A 15,027-nucleotide genomic window follows, 5' to 3' on the forward strand; every position below is an offset into this window, starting at 1 on the left:
GCGGGTACTTACCGTATTCCGAAATTATAATGTATACTTTAAATATTAAGGAGTTTAACTATGACCCCAACAATTGTTATGTACAGTAGTCCAACTTGCGCATATTGTCATTTGGCCGCTGAATATTTTGAAAAACTTGGCTTAAAATTCACCGATAAAGACATAAGCCAAGATAGAGAAGCCTTAGAGTTTATTATGGAAAAAGTCGGTCAAGCCGTTACTCCAGTCATTACTATTAACGATACAATCATTATAGGTTTCGATAAGCCAAAAATCGACGAAGCTCTAGAAGAAGCTAAAAAAGCGAAACACAGCACAAAAGAAGAAAAATAATGGACAAAAGCAAGATCTGGTGGGTGGTCGGAATTGTTGGAGCAATTATTCTAATAAGTCTTTGGGTTTTACTTTTCATGACCCAAGATCAACCGTCCGCAAATCAACAAGACACCACTAACAGCACAATCCAAACAGCCCAGCCTACGACTCAGCCAGATCAAGCCATTACACCAGTGCAAGCCGGCACGTATCAAAACTACAGCGCCGAGACATTGGCCACATCCAAGGCTAAGACAAACTTAATCTTCTTTTACGCACCGTGGTGCCCACAGTGTCGCGCTCTTGAAAAATCAATTGAACAAAGTGGCGTCCCAGAAAACATAGCAATTTTTAAAGTAGACTACGACACTGCCACCGAATTAAAGAAAAAATACGGCGTTACAATTCAAACCACAATTGTTCAAGTTAATCCAGATGGCAGTCTGATTAAAAAACATGTTGCGTACGATAATCCGGCGTTAACATCAGTGCTAAATGCTCTGGGAATCGAATGATTCAGTTGATAATTTTGTCATTTGTAGCCGGGGTAATGACTGTTTTAGCACCCTGTATTTTGTCTTTTTTACCAGTAATCGTAGGTGGTTCCTTAGTTCAGAGCGAGCGCAAAATCGTAAAGCCATTCATAATCACTCTCAGCCTGGGCGCTTCGATCGTGATTTTTACTTTATTATTGAAATTCAGCACCAGTCTACTTAGCGTTCCAACCCAAGTCTGGCAAGTTGCATCTGGAGTTATTATTATTTCTCTGGGATTGATCATGCTGTGGCCAAAATTATGGGAGACTTTAGGCGCAAAATTAAACCTTACCGGCAATAAATTACTAGGCAAGGCAGGTAAGAAACGTGGTCTTTTAGGCGACATCCTAACAGGTGTGGCGCTTGGACCGGTTTTCGCAAGTTGCAGCCCAACCTACGCTTTTATTGTGGCGGCAGTTTTGCCGTCGACGTTCGCAGTTGGACTTACTTATTTAGTAGCTTATGCAGCCGGTTTGAGCGCTGTCTTGCTATTGATTTCTTTGCTGGGACAAAAATTAGTTACAAAACTAAACTGGGCAAGCAACCCCAACGGGTGGTTTAAAAAGGCGATTGGTATAATTTTTATTCTTGTCGGAATTTTTATTGCAACAGGACTAGATCATAAACTACAAGCGTTTTTGGTGAGTCAAGGCTGGTACGATCCCTTTTCGGCATTTGAACAAAGTCTTTTATAATACAACAATGGCCCTAGAAACAGATAAAGAATTTAAGAATTACAAAACCAAACCCAGCGTTGTGGTAGTTTACACTGGCGACAGCAAAGGCAAAACCAGCGCTAGCATTGGCTTGATGTGTCGCGCCCTCGGCACAGATTGGCGTGTTGCTTTTGTGCAGTTTATTAAACACTGGGAAGTAGGCGAGCACAAGTTTTTCAACAAAATCATACCCGTTATGGGCGATCAATTAGTGTTCTACAAAGGTGGAAAAGGTTTTTATAACGCCGGAGCGCTCAGCGCAAAACAGGTGAGTAATGACGACCATAGGAACGCAGCGTTACAAACTTACGAATTCGCACTTAAAAGCGTAAAAAGTGGAGAATTTAACCTTGTAATTTGCGATGAGATCAACAACGCCGTAAAAGATGGCTTACTTACCGCAAAACATTTAGAAAAACTAATCGACGCGCGCCAGGCGAACACAAGTCTATGCCTAACAGGCAGAAATTTCCCTAAAGAATTATTACCAAAAACCGATATTGTTACAAACATGGTAAAAATAAAACATCATTTTGACGAAAAATACCTTGCAAACGAGGGCATAGACTATTAAGATACTTTGTAAGTAGCTCACTGGGGGTTAGGTTGTGGCTAAATGGCCAAGGCTGGCAAGGATCGCGTACGCCAGGCGGCAGCGGGACTCGGGATCATCGGCATGATCTTCGGGGCTGGCAGCACGAGCGGCGGCGTTCCGAAGAAGACCTTCGACGCGGGTTCCTCGCTGTACCGCAGCGGGAGGAGTCAGCAGCGACAGCAGCAGAGCTCACACCTGCGGAGCGGCACCGACAGCTCGAACCGCCGGCGCGGTGGCAGTGGCCAGCGCTGATGGTACGAGGATCTGACGAAAGCCGGATCTGACAATCATCAAAACAGGGCTGCTCATAATCATTCGTGATATTGAGCAGCCCTGCAGTTAGACTTAAAAACCCAAAACATCTTTGATTGATTCCATAGCATCGCTGAATTTATAATCCACAACTAGCATAATCCCTGCGATTGCAATCCCCACCGCAGGGATTATAACAATCAACCAGTCCCATTTTTGCGCTAATATCTGACTAGCGACAAATATAATAGCAGCCAGAGCCATAACAATAATCACACCGCCAAGAATTTTCTTAAAAATATTTTTGTTCATTCTGACATTCTAAGATTTATTAATAACTCTTGCAAACGAGGGCATAGACTATTAGTATGTTTGTGGGGAGTTCCGCTTCGGCGTGAGCTCTCCACCAGCTATTATTCGCGAGTAAAAACAATTGGGCGCTCACGGCGTCTTTTTTAAAGGAGTAGTATGGCAGTAGAATCAGCTAGCCGTCCCTGGGAAATGGACGCGCCTAAAGATGCGGTGGCAGAATCAATGAGTGGTGTAAATTACGGCTACGAATGGGAGAAGCCGGGAGCTTGGGGTAGAGAGCACAACATCCCTGCCGAAGTTATGGCACAGATTGAGGTTTCGGCTCCATTTTTTGTGACATCTAAGATGGCTAAAAAAGCGATCACAATGGCAATCGGCCATCAACCGCAAATGCGCCCACTCGACCTAGAATCCGCTACAACTACTAGCTAATCTTTTTGTATAGATCAATAATCTTTTTAGCTTGAGCTTTTTCGGATAACCTGCCAGCAATAATTTTACCCTTCGCAGACATGCTTTTTTGCAACTTGTCATCATTTAAGATTGCTGCAATCTTGTTGGCCATATCCTTGGCGTTGTTTTTACAGTAAAAGCCATTCTCGCCATTTTTAACGACCTCGCTCACTAACGGATCGCACATTACAATTGGCACGCCCGCCAATGCAGCCTCGTGTAAGACTAGCCCCTGAGTGTCACTGAGCGACGGGAAAGCAAAGACCTTTGCAATACTTAGCGGAATTCCGAGTTTTTCGCGTGGCATTCTGCCGGTAAAAATTATTCTAGCATTATTAGATTTCTTAGCATTTCTCTCGAGCGTCTCGCGGTAATCAAAATCACCTACAAAAATCAGCTTAGCATTTGGACGCTTTTTGATTAAATCAGGCATCATGTCGATCAACAGATCTAAATTTTTTTCCTGACTTAAGCGCCCTACATAAATTACAACCTCGTCAGTTGGAGAAATTTTATACTTTTTGCAAAATTCATCTCGCTCTGTCTGGTTTGCCTTAGGCAATGGATCTACACCTGTAGGGATCAAATAAGTTCGATAATTAAATTCATCTTTTTGCCAAGATGCCAACTGGCGCGCGCTCTTTTTGGAATGCACGATCACCGTATTGCAACTACTGTGAAGGATTGTCATTAAGTCACGAATCAGGCTTTTATTCCATTTGCCAATACCGAGGCGCGGCCTACTGGATCGATAAAGCTCAAATAACTGATCTTTGGTCATGGGGATTGCCAGTGGCAAAAGCAAAAGCGCGGTAATCAAAACTGGCAACGCAAAAGGATAGTGTTCAACGTACTCAAACAGATCGGTGCAATACTCACTGACAACCGGAATTTTTAGCTCATGCGCTGCGTAAAGCCCCATTAAGCCAACCTGGCCGGGTGTCAAAAAGTGAATCACATCAAGATCAAGCTTTTTAATATCATTTAAAAGCATTGGCGGAAAAAACAGCGGCGTGTTTAAATCGTTGAAAAGACCGCCCTTAAAAGTGGGAAATTTGTAAACATGAACGTCGGCTGTCTGTTCGATTCGTAAGCCTTCGCCCGGCGCAAACACAAACACCTCATGACCCAATAGGGTAAAGTTATGGCGCAAGATATCTACAACCGACACTACCCCGTTGATTGACGGATGGTATGTATCGGTAAAAATTCCGATTTTCATTTACTCTTAGTATAGCATTCGTCAGGTGGTTTAAGAAGCCGAAACTCCCCAAACCGCTAACGGTTTGCTAGAATATAATCAAATGAAAAAACCAAAACCAGTAAAATTTACTAAGCAAAAATGGGTTAGAGTTGTTGCAGTTATTTTGGCAATTTTAGGCACAATTTTTGTAATTTTCGCATTGTTGTATGCGTTTGTCTTTACTCCTGTAAAAAACCCAAGATATGGCGTAAGTTTCGTCAAAGAACGAGCCGAAGAGTATGATCTTGACTGGCGCGAAAATTACCTGGCGCTTTTAGATGATCTAAAAATACGCAATTTTAGGCTAGTTAGTTACTGGAGTGCACACGAGCCAAAACGCGGTGAGTTCGATTTTAGCGCACTAGATTGGCAAATGGACGAAGCAGCAAAGCGCGGCGCAAAAGTGAGTTTGTCTATAGGTATGCGTCAGCCGCGCTGGCCAGAATGCCACGAACCCGGTTGGGCACATTTACTAGGCGGCCACGAGTGGAAGCAAGCTCTTTATGCCTACATGGAAATCGTGGTTAACCGGTACAAAAATCACCCTGCACTCGAAAGTTATCAACTAGAAAACGAAGCGGTAAACAATTGGTTTGGAACTTGCCGCGAGCCCGATCGAGAGCGTTTAATAGAAGAGTTTAATTTTGTAAAACAATGGGATCCAAACCACCCTATTTACATGAGTCTAAGCGACCAGCATGGCATACCGGTAAACCAACCGGTGCCAGACAAATACGGCTACTCAGTTTATCGCTGGCTCTGGAACGACAAAACCGTGCCAAATGGTTATATTTTGTACCCGACTCCAATTTGGTATCACCGATTACGAGCTGAAGTAATTAAACTAACCAAAAATCGCGACATTTTTATCCACGAATTACAGATGGAGCCGTGGGGACCCGAAGAAACTAAGAACTTAAGCATCGAAGAACAAAACCGATCCATGAGCGTAGACCAAATTCCTAAGTCGTTTGATTTTGGGCGACGCATCGGCAGTCCGGACATTAGTCTTTGGGGCGGCGAATGGTGGTACTGGCGCAAAGTAAACGGGGATGCTAGTATCTGGGAGAAAGTTCGCGAACAATTAAACGCCCCATGAAAAATCAGATCAACATCTTTGGAAGCACTGTCAAGTATTGGGTTTTTAATGCCGATAAGCCTAAGACCTTGGTTATGATCCACGGTTTTAGGGGGACGCATCATGGCTTGCAGCTGATAATCGACCGTTTGCCGGACTTTAAAATAATCATCCCTGATCTCCCTGGCTTTGGCGAATCGACTCCGCTTAAAAACAAGCCACATACAATAAACGGTTACTGCGACTTTTTAAAAGAATTTATCAAACGAGTAGCGCCCGAACAGCCCTTTTTATTGGGTCACTCGTTTGGATCAATTATAGTCAGCCATTTTGCAGCAAAAAACCCAAACGCAATCAGCAAATTGATTTTGATTAACGCTATCGCCGAACCCCCGCTAAAGGGCCCGCAAAAAGTAGCCACTAAGATTGCAGTTTTATATTATTGGCTAGGGCAAAAACTACCACAAAAAATGGGCGAAAAAATGCTACGAAGCAAAATCGTCATATTTGGCGCCAGTTTATTGATGACAACTACCAAAGATAAAGCGCTGCGCAAATTTATCCACGAAAATCATTTAAAATACTTTAGTACTTTTCAAGATCGCGACACTTTGCGTGAAGCTTTTGAAGCCAGCACAAAAAATACTGCGAGCGACAAAGCTGACGTCATTAAGGTTCCAACACTAATGATCGCAGGCGAGCTTGATAAAATTGCACCCTTAAGAAGTCAGCACAACTTAGTAAAAATAATTCCTGACGCCCAGTTGGTTGTTTTTAAAGCTGGGCACCTGATTCATCACGAGGCGCCAACCGAAGCTGCTAGCTCGATACGAAACTTCTTAACTTAGCCGAAAACGGTTTACGTGGCTTGTAGTTTTTTAAAACCTCGGCGTAAATTTCTTCGAATCGAGTTAGGGTAAATTCCAGATCATGAGTTTTGGCAATTCTAAGTGCCTGAACCCCCATATTAGATTGAAGTTTTTCGTCTTTTAAGATCGCTATGATTTTTGTAGACATACTTTTAGAATCATCAGGTTTACACAAATAACCATTCAGGCCATCTTGGCAAAGTTCGTGCAGGGCACCGGCGTTAACTGCAACCGATGGCAAACCGGTCGCCATAGCCTCAAGCAAAGTTAAGCACTGAAGTTCGGCAGGTGAGGGCATTACGAAAACAGTTCCGCATCTGTAAAGTGGCGCCAAGTCTTCGTCGTCAACTCGGCCAGTCATTGTTACATTACTAAGTAGGTCGAATTCGCGAATAAGCTCGCGCAGGTTTTCGGCATCATTACCATGTCCAACAATCACCAAGTGTGCATCTATCTCGGCCAAAACTTTTGGCATAGCACGCACTAAGGTGCTAATGTGTTTTTCTCCGTCAACGCGACCAACATATAAAATTATTGGTTTATTTTTTGGGATTCCGAAGTAACTCTTAAACTGCGCCTTTACCTCGCCAGGCGAAAAGCGACTCAAATCAATTCCGTTAGAAACTGCCTCGAGCGGCATCTTGAACTCTTTTTCATCTAAAAACATTTTAACGGCAGCCTGGGTTGGCATAGTTATATAGTCAACGTTACTATGAAAACGCAAACCGTACTCTTTAACTAAACTTGCAAGCGGTTCAGCAAAGGGCGCCATCAACCTCATTTGCTTAAGATTGTCTTGGACGTTCTCGGGCATCGCGTGATTAGTGGCGACGACAGGAATATTAAGTTTTCGAGCTGAATTACGAGCCGCTAAACCCAGTCCGAGCGGAGTTTGGATATGAACGAGGTCAGGTTTAAAGTCCGTAATTATTTTTTTAACCTCTGGCTGAGGATTCAAAACCATGCGGTAATTGGGAAAAAACGGGAAGGGGATAGAAGTTGTTCGCGCAATCTGGTAGTTGTCGTCAGTTTCGACAAATTTTTTACCATCCTGCGAAGGTGCGATCACCAAAACTTCATGGCCACGCGCTGACAGACCCTTAGCTAAGTTTCGGGTAAAAGTTGCTATTCCGTTAATCGCCGGCCAGTATAAATCGCATGCAAGAACAATACGCATATCTTGTATTGTATATTATAATATAGCCAAAGCGTATGAAAATAGCCTTAGTTACAGACTTTTATTTACCTAGCCTTGGGGGTTTACAGACTTCCACGGTTAATCAGCGTAAAGCGCTCGAAAACAGCGGTAACGAGGTTTTTGTATTTACAGCAAAGTACGATAAAGCAGAGCCCACTGACGATAGTCACGTTATTAGAGTGACCAGTAGGAATATGCCGGGCCTAGGTTTCCCGGTAGTATCGCCATCGGAAAAGTTAAAAAGCTTTTTGTTAAAAGAATTTTCAAAGCGCAAAATTGATGTTATTCATATTCAAACCGAATTTGGTCTAGCGCAGACCGCGATGTGGGCAGGCAACGAGCTGGGAATTCCTGTTTTTTATACTTCACACACTTACTCCTGGAAAACCGCTTATCCGATTCCGCGACTCCAAGCAAAAGTTATTCAAATTTTTTACAGATTTTTGTTTGGAACAGACCTAAAAATGGTCGACAGCATTCCGGGCGAGGACAGTGCTTCGCGCGCCCTGCGTAGTATCCGAACAGTGGTTAACAAGCGAGCTGACGTTTTAATTTGCCCATCAAAGCATATGTTCGAAGCACTAAATCCTGAGCGCGACCAAAAACCTGGTTTTGTGGTTCCTAACCCGGTTACAGCAATCAGTAAGCTCGCACCAAGACCTCTACCAGAAGTGGTTCGGTTTGTTTGGCCATCGCGCATAGAGCCAGAGAAGAGGATTTTAGAATTTATCGAAGCAGTTTTAATTGCAAACAAGTTAACTAAAATACCGTTTTTTGTCGATATCATTGGCGAGGGTGCGCTACTCGAAAAAGCCAAGCTATTGGCCGAGGGAGCAAAAAATATAAAATTCCATGGACGTTTAACGCAAGATCAAACGGTCACAATTATGGATAAAGACAGCTTAGTCGTGATCTCATCAAGCGGCTACGACAACCAGCCAATGATTATCGCCGAAGCACTGAGCAGAGACAGGGGAGTGCTTTACTGCGACCCAAACTTAAACGACAGCCTTAAAAAAGCTGGGTATTTGTCTGGCGACCAACCAAAGCAACTTGCACGAGCGATTAAAGAATTAGTTGAAGATCCAAGCAAAATCAAAGCCCTAGCTGAGGCCGCGAAAGTCAATAAAGATCAGTTTTCAGAGCAAACTTACAGCCAAACAATCACTGATCTTTATAAAAAGTTCGCCTCTAAATAACCTATACTTTTTGTGCAAAATATTATATAGTATGTAAGCTCTAAGAGTACCTTTTAGCTTTGTCCTACATTGGAGGTGGCTCCATGCTTTGGAGCACAGCCCAGAGAACAATTCTGGGCATGCAACTCGCCGGACTTGGCGTCGTGGGACTATACCACGCGTGCATGATGTTCGGGCGAGTAAACCCGGTTGGGAGGATCGGGGTAGCTGTCGGTGCGGTCATCTGTCTGCTTTTCGTCAGTAACGGCGTAGGCATGGCGGACTTCGTTACGCCGACGCGGCCGACGATCTTCCGATCGTCCAACGGACACGCGGATCTATTCTTCGTGCCGGGCTACAACGGCAACTCGCAGTCCCTGCACGAGATCCTGGCCCCCTGGACCCGACCCTACGCGACCGCTGGTATCCAGTACGCGCCTGGTCGCTTCGACGGAGCGCAGGCCGAGCTGGCTGTGCGAGACTTCATCCGAGAACACGGACCCGAGGTCGTCTACAGTGAGTCGATGGGTGCGCCAATCGTTCTGGGAGCTCTGCGCCGCGGAGCAACGATCGACACCTGGGTCATCAACGCTGGCCCGGCGAGCCCTTCCAACGTGCGGCCGTGGCAGACGATCATCGGATCGATCATGCACGGTGGCCCCGGCCTCACCGCACTGATGCAGCTCGGTCAGAGGGCTTCGATCAACTGGATAACCACCGACGCCAGTCGCATGCCGGCCAGCCAGGCCGCATACGAACGAAGCACTCATCTGACGTCGCCAATGGCGTTCGGCATGATGGAGTACCTGCGCAGCTTCGAACCGGTTCAACCGGGCGAGCTCGTCGGCAAGGTTCGCCGGGTGATCTTCGTCAGCGCTCCAGGGGAGTACGACGACCGGATCAACACCGCGAATGCAAGTGGTCGCTGGATGCTGGCATCCGGTACGATGTATTCGCGCCGGATCCTCAGCAAGGTTCCGCGTCACGGTCACTGCATGACACCGGAGTACCCAGAAGGCGTCGGAACTGTGCTGTACGAACTGCTCGAAAGCTAAAAGGCTGCGCCCGCAAACCCCATAAAAAGGGTCACTGCGGGCGCAAAAGCCCATGAAATTATTTAACAGATCATAATTATTTGCTAACAGAGGTGTATTTATGTACATAATCATTGCTTTTTTAACATAAACATGTTATAGTATTTATCACGTTGGAGGGTAACCCTACTCTTCGACAGAAACTTCCCATCTGAGGAGACATTGTGAACCGGATCATCCGCAACGTTGGCATGTTGCTGGCCTCGGCTGCCCTCGTGGCCGCCTGCGCCGACACCGCCAACGAGCCCGTCCAGTCGACCCCCGTGGTCGCTACGCCGTACGCCGCACTCAACCCGAGCCCGGCGCCGGCAGGCATCGAGAACTGCGAGAACATCCCCCTGCAGAGCAGCAACTTCCACAACGGAGAGTGGCTGCAGATGGGAGCTAGCAACCTGACGTTCTCGATCGACGCCACGATTACCCCCAAAGGCAAGAACAGCTTCATCATCACCTTCGACTTCAACGGTCACCGTGACGAGCAGTTCGCCGCATGGTTCGGCAAGGTCGACACCGCGAACCCCCGCAACATCAGCTGGAAGCTCTACAGCGCCCAGCTGATGGAGCAGGGCGTGACGGTCGACAACGGCCGCTACACGATCTTCCAGGTCTTCGCGGATCCGTCCGCGTGCCCGGTCCCCATGATCGGCGGGCTCGTCATTGACGAGCTCAAGGCCGCGGGTCAGTGGCCCACAAACTAAGTCTCCTCGTTGGCCGCGAGCGCCCTGGCACCCGCCTAGGCGCTCGCGGAAACGAGCCTAAAATTATTCACCTCGGTATCGAGGATTTTTTTATTTTAAGATATACTTACATCAGATGAAGAAGAAAGCTAAATCAACCGCCAATATAATTGACAACCGCCGCGCTCGGTTTGATTACGCATTGAGCGACGAATTTAGCGTGGGCATAGTTTTAACCGGCCCAGAGGTTAAAGCTGCCCGCAACAATCGTGTAACCCTAAAAGGTAGTTACGTAAACGTAAAAGATGGCGAACTTTGGCTTACTAACGCTAGTTTTTCGGTAATTCACACCGAGCCAGGCAAATCAACAACCGCCGTCGACACCCGTCCGCGCAAGTTACTAGCAAAAAAACGCGAGATTGCACAAATCATTGCCGCAAAGAATCAAGGCAGTACAGTAGTGCCTTTAAGTATGAGCACAAAAACAAACTTCATAAAACTTAAAATCGCAATTGGTAAGGGTAAAAAACAGTACGACAAACGCCAAACGATTAAAAAACGCGACACCGAGCGAGAAAACAAACGAGTTTTAAGATCACTTGGATAGAGCAGTTAAAATAGCCTGGCCCAAAATGTGCTGATTGTAAACAACACCATGCCTTTCGCGGGTTGGCAAAGTAGCAGCGTTCAGGTTGGTGAAAGCACCTAATTTATCAGTTGCATATTCGGTTCTAGCTACTGTGTCGCCGTCGGTAAAAAACATGTACGAGGGCACGTTAGGGCAACGTTTATTAAAAACACTAAGATCTTCAAAAAAGCTTCCAGCTGCCAAGCCCTGTAGTAATGCCAAGTTGTTGCTAGCCTGGCGGATCATTGCACCGACACCGGCAACTTCGGTTTTTCTAAAAACACCTTGCCGATGATTGTTTAAGTAGGGAGACATGGCAGCACCCTCACTGGCAAAGCATTGCGTTAGGTCGATGATTCCGCGACCTTGTTTCATATTGCCAGGCACGCCCATGATAAGTCCGCCGACTTGTTTGCCTGATTCGACCGCAAGGTTCGCTAAAACCGGTACCATGCCGCCGCCAAACGAGACACCCATAATATGAACTTTTTCTAGGCCGGGGATAAATTCTTCGGTAGTTTCGAGGTATTTTTCGGCAATTGGTCTAAAATTGCCCATTTTTACCTGTCTGACCTGGCTAGAGTTTAGCCTAACTCCTGCGTCTGCAACCGGTGCCGAAAACATGATAACCGGTAAAACTCTGCCAAACCTATCACGGCAATCGGCGAACTTGGCGATTCTACGGGTCATCTCGCCAATCAAAACCATGGTTTTTAGGTCTGTTGCAAATGGTCCCGGCACCAAAATTGCCTCAGTATCCGAGTTAACTTCTTGGCGATCCGGATCAGTAAACAGCGCGTATTTAACACCTGTTCTTGGATTACGGTCAATACCTCTACTAAGCCTCTCGATATACCTATATTTACCGTTAGGTTCCTTGCCGGCAGCACGCGCCTCGGCCTCCATTTGGTTCACAATACCATCAACGGCTTTAACAACCTCGGGCGAGGGTTCAAACACACTTAAAGCTTGCTCTTTGTAAAAAGAGACTTCGGATTCTGGCCGTGACATAAATCTGCAAGGATTCTACGCCCGAAAGACTACAAAATCAAGAAATCAACGTACCAATTTTTTCGCCTAAAGCGACTTTTTTAAGATTGTCATGCTGGTCAAGATCACAAACTACGATTGGCATTTTATACTCAAGCGCTAGTGCAAGCGCAGCTTTATCCATGACACGAATATTTTCGTCTTCTACTGCTTTTGTAAAACTTAGCTCCGGAATGAGCTTAGCGTCAGCAAACCTTACAGGATCTCTGTCGTAGACTCCATCGACTTTTGTGATCTTACACACAAGGTCGCAGTCAAGTTCGAGTGCCAAGTTTAAAGCGGCTGTATCAGTAGTTAGGTAAGGGCGAGCAACGCCACCACCTAAAATAACCACGCGACCTTTTGTAAGCTGATGAAGTGCGCGGCGCTGAGTGTATTGGTCGGCGACTTGGTCAGCGACAATGCTTGTTAAAATCCTCGACGGAACGCTGTTTTCAGCGAAAATATCATTCAGCGCGATTGCATTAATCAAGGTTGCTAGCATTCCCATAAAATCGCCCGTCACGCGCTTTATTCCGGACCCTTCGATCTGAGCTCCACGAATAAAATTACCACCGCCCACCATAATCACAACTTCAGTACCCACCGAGATTGCCTGGGCAACTTCGGCAGCGATCCTTTTTGCAATCTTTTTGTTTATTCCTGAGCCATCGGCGCCAGCAAGTTGCTCGCCCGAAATTTTCACCAAAATTCGAGTATATTTAAGTTTCATGAGATTAAGTGTAGCAAACTTTACCCAAAACGGGTTAAAATAGCAATATGACAACAGTATATTCATGGAACGTAAATGGAATTCGCGCAGTTTTGCGTAAAGGTGATTTTGTAAAATTTGTAGACGAGCACAAACCCGACATTTTGTGCCTACAAGAAACAAAGGCTCAAAAAGACCAGGTTGAGGTTGACTTGCCAGGCTACATTGAAACCTGGAATTCAGCCGAAAAAAAGGGATACTCCGGCACGGCAGTTTTTAGTAAAACCCAGCCACTTAGCGTAGCCTTTGGATTTCCAGAAGAAATCGCTAAAAAATACAACTTAAAAGATCATGTTGAGCGTGATTCTTCAACCGAAGGCCGTGTAATTACCGCAGAATTCGAAAAATTTTACGTTGTGACAGTTTATACGCCAAATGCCAAAGATGACTTGAGTCGCGTACCGCTGCGCCATGAGCATTGGGATCCAGCATTTTTAGAGCACTGCAAAAATCTTGAAAAAACCAAGCCAGTAATTTTTTGTGGCGATTTAAACGTAGCTCACACTCCCGACGATTTAGCTCGGCCAAAACCAAACGAAGGTAAAAAAGGTTTTACACCCGAAGAACGAGAGGGCTTTGACAACTTTGTAAAGGCCGGCTTTGTTGACACTTTCCGTATTTTCACCCAAGGTAACGGCCACTACAGTTGGTGGACGCACTGGGGTAATGCACGTGCAAATAATGTTGGATGGCGCATCGACTACTTGATGGTCTCGGAAAGCTTAAAAAAACATGTTAAAAAAGCCGAGATTCACGCAGACGTCATGGGCAGCGATCATTGTCCGGTTAGCATAACTTTGGATATTTAATGAAACAAACCACGATTGTATTTTTGCTAAAAGATGATCAAGTTTTATTAGCTATGAAAAAACGCGGTTTTGGCGCGGGCAAATGGAATGGTGTTGGCGGCAAGGTTGAACCTGGCGAAACAGTAGAACAAGCCGCAATACGTGAGACACAAGAAGAGATTAATGTTACGCCACGTAACCTAGAAAAGGTCGCGCACCATACTTTTATTGTGCCGAGCTTTGCCGACGGTACCATTATTAGCCACGTTTTTGTAGTTCGCGATTGGCAGGGCGAGCCGACTGAGACCGAAGAAATGGCGCCAAAATGGTTTAAAATTAGCGAGATTCCGTACGACCAAATGTGGGACGACGACAAACACTGGTTGCCGCAAGTTTTAAATGGCGAAAAGCTGGTTTGCAATTTTGACTTTGACGATAATGACTTGATGATTGGTAAAGATGTAAAAGTTGTTGCGGCGACACACGAGTTGCTTGCATAATGGACTTTGACTACTGGCGCAAACAACCGGCCGATAAAGCTATTTTTCCCGACATTGAATGGGATAAGCCCGAGCAAAAAGCGCTCGCTGGCAAACTTTTGATTATCGGCGGCAATGCACATGGCTTTGCGGCCGTAGCACAGGCACACAAAGATGCGGTTAGCGCCGGAATAGGCGAATGCAAAGTCGCGCTGCCAGATAGCCTCAAAAAAAATATAAGCAGCTTAGACTGCGTTTTTGTGCCAACAAATATTAGCGGTGGAATATCGAAAGATGGACTGCCAGCCTTAAAAGCCGCAGCCGCTTGGGCTGACACAGTTTTATATATTGGCGACGCTGGGCGAAACTCCGAAACGGCGATCGTTTATGAGCAACTCTTGCAAGCCTTCCCAGACAAGCAAAATATAGTAACGCGCGACGCAGCCGACTTAGTAAAATCAAGTTGGCCCGAACTTTTGCAAAATCCCAAAGTCACTTTAATTTTAACTTTGGCCCAGTTACAAAAGCTTTTTCAATCCGTCTATTACCCGAAAACCATTTTATTTAGCATGCAGCTTACAAATTTGGCCGAATCTTTGCATAAGTTTACGATTACTTACCAAGCGGCTCTGGTAGTTTTTCACAATAATCAAATGGTCGTTGCTCAAGGTGGCGAAGTCACTAGTACCCCATGGGAAGACGCCATGATGATCTGGCGCGGAACGGTTGCCGCAAGGGCAGCTACCTACATTACGCACCACCCAGGCAAAGTACTACAGGCAATTACTACTTCACTTATAAAATAAAATTTGTCA

Annotated in this window: 20 protein-coding genes; 15 read left to right on the forward strand and 5 right to left on the reverse strand. The window is 45.7% G+C overall.

The annotated features are described in order from the left end of the window. Positions 1-60 precede the first annotated feature (60 nt). The 5 genes from VLA77_04255 to VLA77_04275 are packed head-to-tail and all read left to right on the forward strand — an operon-like array spanning position 61 to position 2,414. Positions 61-333 (forward strand): glutaredoxin family protein, encoded by a 273-nt coding sequence (locus tag VLA77_04255; GenBank protein HSE29768.1) that lies wholly within the window; start codon positions 61-63, stop codon positions 331-333. After that, positions 333-830, forward strand: a complete 498-nt coding sequence (locus VLA77_04260) for a thioredoxin domain-containing protein (protein HSE29769.1) — start codon at positions 333-335, stop codon at positions 828-830. The genes VLA77_04255 and VLA77_04260 overlap by 1 nt, the downstream gene beginning before the upstream one ends. Next, on the forward strand, positions 827-1,546 hold the full coding sequence (locus tag VLA77_04265) for a cytochrome c biogenesis protein CcdA (GenBank protein HSE29770.1): 720 nt from the start codon (positions 827-829) through the stop codon (positions 1,544-1,546). Before VLA77_04260 ends, VLA77_04265 begins: the two co-directional genes overlap by 4 nt. Before the next feature lie 7 nt (positions 1,547-1,553). Then, entirely contained in the window at positions 1,554-2,141 is a 588-nt protein-coding gene (locus VLA77_04270; protein HSE29771.1) for a cob(I)yrinic acid a,c-diamide adenosyltransferase, read from the forward strand. Positions 2,142-2,183: 42 nt separating this feature from the next. Next, a complete protein-coding gene (locus tag VLA77_04275; protein HSE29772.1) occupies positions 2,184-2,414 on the forward strand; it encodes a hypothetical protein in 231 nt (76 codons plus the stop codon). A 93-nt stretch (positions 2,415-2,507) separates the two neighbouring features. On the opposite strand, the gene VLA77_04280 is transcribed toward VLA77_04275, so the two are convergent. After that, entirely contained in the window at positions 2,508-2,726 is a 219-nt protein-coding gene (locus tag VLA77_04280) for a hypothetical protein (protein ID HSE29773.1), read from the reverse strand. Positions 2,727-2,882: 156 nt separating this feature from the next. On the opposite strand from VLA77_04280, the gene VLA77_04285 reads away from it, so the two are divergent. Continuing rightward, entirely contained in the window at positions 2,883-3,158 is a 276-nt protein-coding gene (locus VLA77_04285; GenBank protein ID HSE29774.1) for a hypothetical protein, read from the forward strand. Here the strand turns inward: VLA77_04285 and VLA77_04290 are convergent. Beyond that, positions 3,151-4,401 carry a glycosyltransferase gene (locus tag VLA77_04290; GenBank protein ID HSE29775.1) on the reverse strand — a complete coding sequence of 417 codons (1,251 nt, stop codon included), beginning with the start codon at positions 4,399-4,401 and terminating at the stop codon, positions 3,151-3,153. The genes VLA77_04285 and VLA77_04290 overlap by 8 nt on opposite strands. Before the next feature lie 82 nt (positions 4,402-4,483). Here VLA77_04290 and VLA77_04295 point away from each other — a divergent pair, with 82 nt between their 5' ends. Then, positions 4,484-5,521 (forward strand): beta-galactosidase, encoded by a 1,038-nt coding sequence (locus VLA77_04295; GenBank protein HSE29776.1) that lies wholly within the window; start codon positions 4,484-4,486, stop codon positions 5,519-5,521. Beyond that, entirely contained in the window at positions 5,518-6,348 is an 831-nt protein-coding gene (locus tag VLA77_04300) for an alpha/beta hydrolase (protein ID HSE29777.1), read from the forward strand. Before VLA77_04295 ends, VLA77_04300 begins: the two co-directional genes overlap by 4 nt. Here VLA77_04300 and VLA77_04305 read toward each other — a convergent pair. Further along, positions 6,320-7,546, reverse strand: coding sequence for a glycosyltransferase (locus VLA77_04305; GenBank protein HSE29778.1), 1,227 nt, complete (start codon positions 7,544-7,546; stop codon positions 6,320-6,322). The genes VLA77_04300 and VLA77_04305 overlap by 29 nt on opposite strands. A gap of 35 nt (positions 7,547-7,581) precedes the next feature. Here VLA77_04305 and VLA77_04310 point away from each other — a divergent pair, with 35 nt between their 5' ends. From VLA77_04310 to smpB, 4 genes are all read left to right on the forward strand, one after another. Next, positions 7,582-8,766, forward strand: a complete 1,185-nt coding sequence (locus tag VLA77_04310) for a glycosyltransferase (protein HSE29779.1) — start codon at positions 7,582-7,584, stop codon at positions 8,764-8,766. Between the two features lie 254 nt (positions 8,767-9,020). Further along, positions 9,021-9,800: a hypothetical protein gene (locus VLA77_04315; protein ID HSE29780.1), complete on the forward strand. Its 780-nt coding sequence runs from the start codon at positions 9,021-9,023 to the stop codon at positions 9,798-9,800. Positions 9,801-10,003: 203 nt separating this feature from the next. Next, positions 10,004-10,537, forward strand: coding sequence for a hypothetical protein (locus VLA77_04320; protein ID HSE29781.1), 534 nt, complete (start codon positions 10,004-10,006; stop codon positions 10,535-10,537). Between the two features lie 115 nt (positions 10,538-10,652). Next, positions 10,653-11,123 carry an SsrA-binding protein SmpB gene (gene smpB, locus VLA77_04325; protein ID HSE29782.1) on the forward strand — a complete coding sequence of 157 codons (471 nt, stop codon included), beginning with the start codon at positions 10,653-10,655 and terminating at the stop codon, positions 11,121-11,123. Here the strand turns inward: smpB and VLA77_04330 are convergent. Next, the gene (locus VLA77_04330) at positions 11,112-12,155 is read right to left on the reverse strand and encodes a hypothetical protein (protein HSE29783.1); all 1,044 of its coding nucleotides are present in this window, start codon (positions 12,153-12,155) and stop codon (positions 11,112-11,114) included. The genes smpB and VLA77_04330 overlap by 12 nt on opposite strands. A 37-nt stretch (positions 12,156-12,192) precedes the next feature. Next, the gene (gene pyrH, locus VLA77_04335) at positions 12,193-12,906 is read right to left on the reverse strand and encodes a UMP kinase (GenBank protein ID HSE29784.1); all 714 of its coding nucleotides are present in this window, start codon (positions 12,904-12,906) and stop codon (positions 12,193-12,195) included. A gap of 47 nt (positions 12,907-12,953) precedes the next feature. Between pyrH and VLA77_04340 the strand changes: the two genes are divergently transcribed. The 3 genes from VLA77_04340 to VLA77_04350 are packed head-to-tail and all read left to right on the forward strand — an operon-like array spanning position 12,954 to position 15,018. After that, on the forward strand, positions 12,954-13,754 hold the full coding sequence (locus VLA77_04340) for an exodeoxyribonuclease III (GenBank protein HSE29785.1): 801 nt from the start codon (positions 12,954-12,956) through the stop codon (positions 13,752-13,754). Further along, positions 13,754-14,233 carry an 8-oxo-dGTP diphosphatase gene (locus tag VLA77_04345; GenBank protein ID HSE29786.1) on the forward strand — a complete coding sequence of 160 codons (480 nt, stop codon included), beginning with the start codon at positions 13,754-13,756 and terminating at the stop codon, positions 14,231-14,233. Before VLA77_04340 ends, VLA77_04345 begins: the two co-directional genes overlap by 1 nt. Further along, on the forward strand, positions 14,233-15,018 hold the full coding sequence (locus tag VLA77_04350; protein HSE29787.1) for a hypothetical protein: 786 nt from the start codon (positions 14,233-14,235) through the stop codon (positions 15,016-15,018). The genes VLA77_04345 and VLA77_04350 overlap by 1 nt, the downstream gene beginning before the upstream one ends. Positions 15,019-15,027: the final 9 nt, after the last annotated feature.

The sequence above is a fragment of the Candidatus Saccharimonadales bacterium genome, from assembly GCA_035457485.1.
Lineage (GTDB): Bacteria > Patescibacteriota > Saccharimonadia > Saccharimonadales > EFPC-124 > DATIBO01.

Bases quoted from the DNA above. Each gene is read 5' to 3' on its own strand.
- VLA77_04255 (HSE29768.1), top strand. From the start codon at position 61: ATGACCCCAACAATTGTTATGTACAGTAGTCCAACTTGCGCATATTGT.
- VLA77_04260 (HSE29769.1), top strand. From the start codon at position 333: ATGGACAAAAGCAAGATCTGGTGGGTGGTCGGAATTGTTGGAGCAATT.
- VLA77_04265 (HSE29770.1), top strand. From the start codon at position 827: ATGATTCAGTTGATAATTTTGTCATTTGTAGCCGGGGTAATGACTGTT.
- VLA77_04270 (HSE29771.1), top strand. From the start codon at position 1,554: ATGGCCCTAGAAACAGATAAAGAATTTAAGAATTACAAAACCAAACCC.
- VLA77_04275 (HSE29772.1), top strand. From the start codon at position 2,184: ATGGCCAAGGCTGGCAAGGATCGCGTACGCCAGGCGGCAGCGGGACTC.
- VLA77_04280 (HSE29773.1), bottom strand. From the start codon at position 2,726: ATGAACAAAAATATTTTTAAGAAAATTCTTGGCGGTGTGATTATTGTT.
- VLA77_04285 (HSE29774.1), top strand. From the start codon at position 2,883: ATGGCAGTAGAATCAGCTAGCCGTCCCTGGGAAATGGACGCGCCTAAA.
- VLA77_04290 (HSE29775.1), bottom strand. From the start codon at position 4,401: ATGAAAATCGGAATTTTTACCGATACATACCATCCGTCAATCAACGGG.
- VLA77_04295 (HSE29776.1), top strand. From the start codon at position 4,484: ATGAAAAAACCAAAACCAGTAAAATTTACTAAGCAAAAATGGGTTAGA.
- VLA77_04300 (HSE29777.1), top strand. From the start codon at position 5,518: ATGAAAAATCAGATCAACATCTTTGGAAGCACTGTCAAGTATTGGGTT.
- VLA77_04305 (HSE29778.1), bottom strand. From the start codon at position 7,546: ATGCGTATTGTTCTTGCATGCGATTTATACTGGCCGGCGATTAACGGA.
- VLA77_04310 (HSE29779.1), top strand. From the start codon at position 7,582: ATGAAAATAGCCTTAGTTACAGACTTTTATTTACCTAGCCTTGGGGGT.
- VLA77_04315 (HSE29780.1), top strand. From the start codon at position 9,021: ATGGCGGACTTCGTTACGCCGACGCGGCCGACGATCTTCCGATCGTCC.
- smpB (HSE29782.1), top strand. From the start codon at position 10,653: ATGAAGAAGAAAGCTAAATCAACCGCCAATATAATTGACAACCGCCGC.
- VLA77_04330 (HSE29783.1), bottom strand. From the start codon at position 12,155: ATGTCACGGCCAGAATCCGAAGTCTCTTTTTACAAAGAGCAAGCTTTA.
- pyrH (HSE29784.1), bottom strand. From the start codon at position 12,906: ATGAAACTTAAATATACTCGAATTTTGGTGAAAATTTCGGGCGAGCAA.
- VLA77_04340 (HSE29785.1), top strand. From the start codon at position 12,954: ATGACAACAGTATATTCATGGAACGTAAATGGAATTCGCGCAGTTTTG.
- VLA77_04345 (HSE29786.1), top strand. From the start codon at position 13,754: ATGAAACAAACCACGATTGTATTTTTGCTAAAAGATGATCAAGTTTTA.
- VLA77_04350 (HSE29787.1), top strand. From the start codon at position 14,233: ATGGACTTTGACTACTGGCGCAAACAACCGGCCGATAAAGCTATTTTT.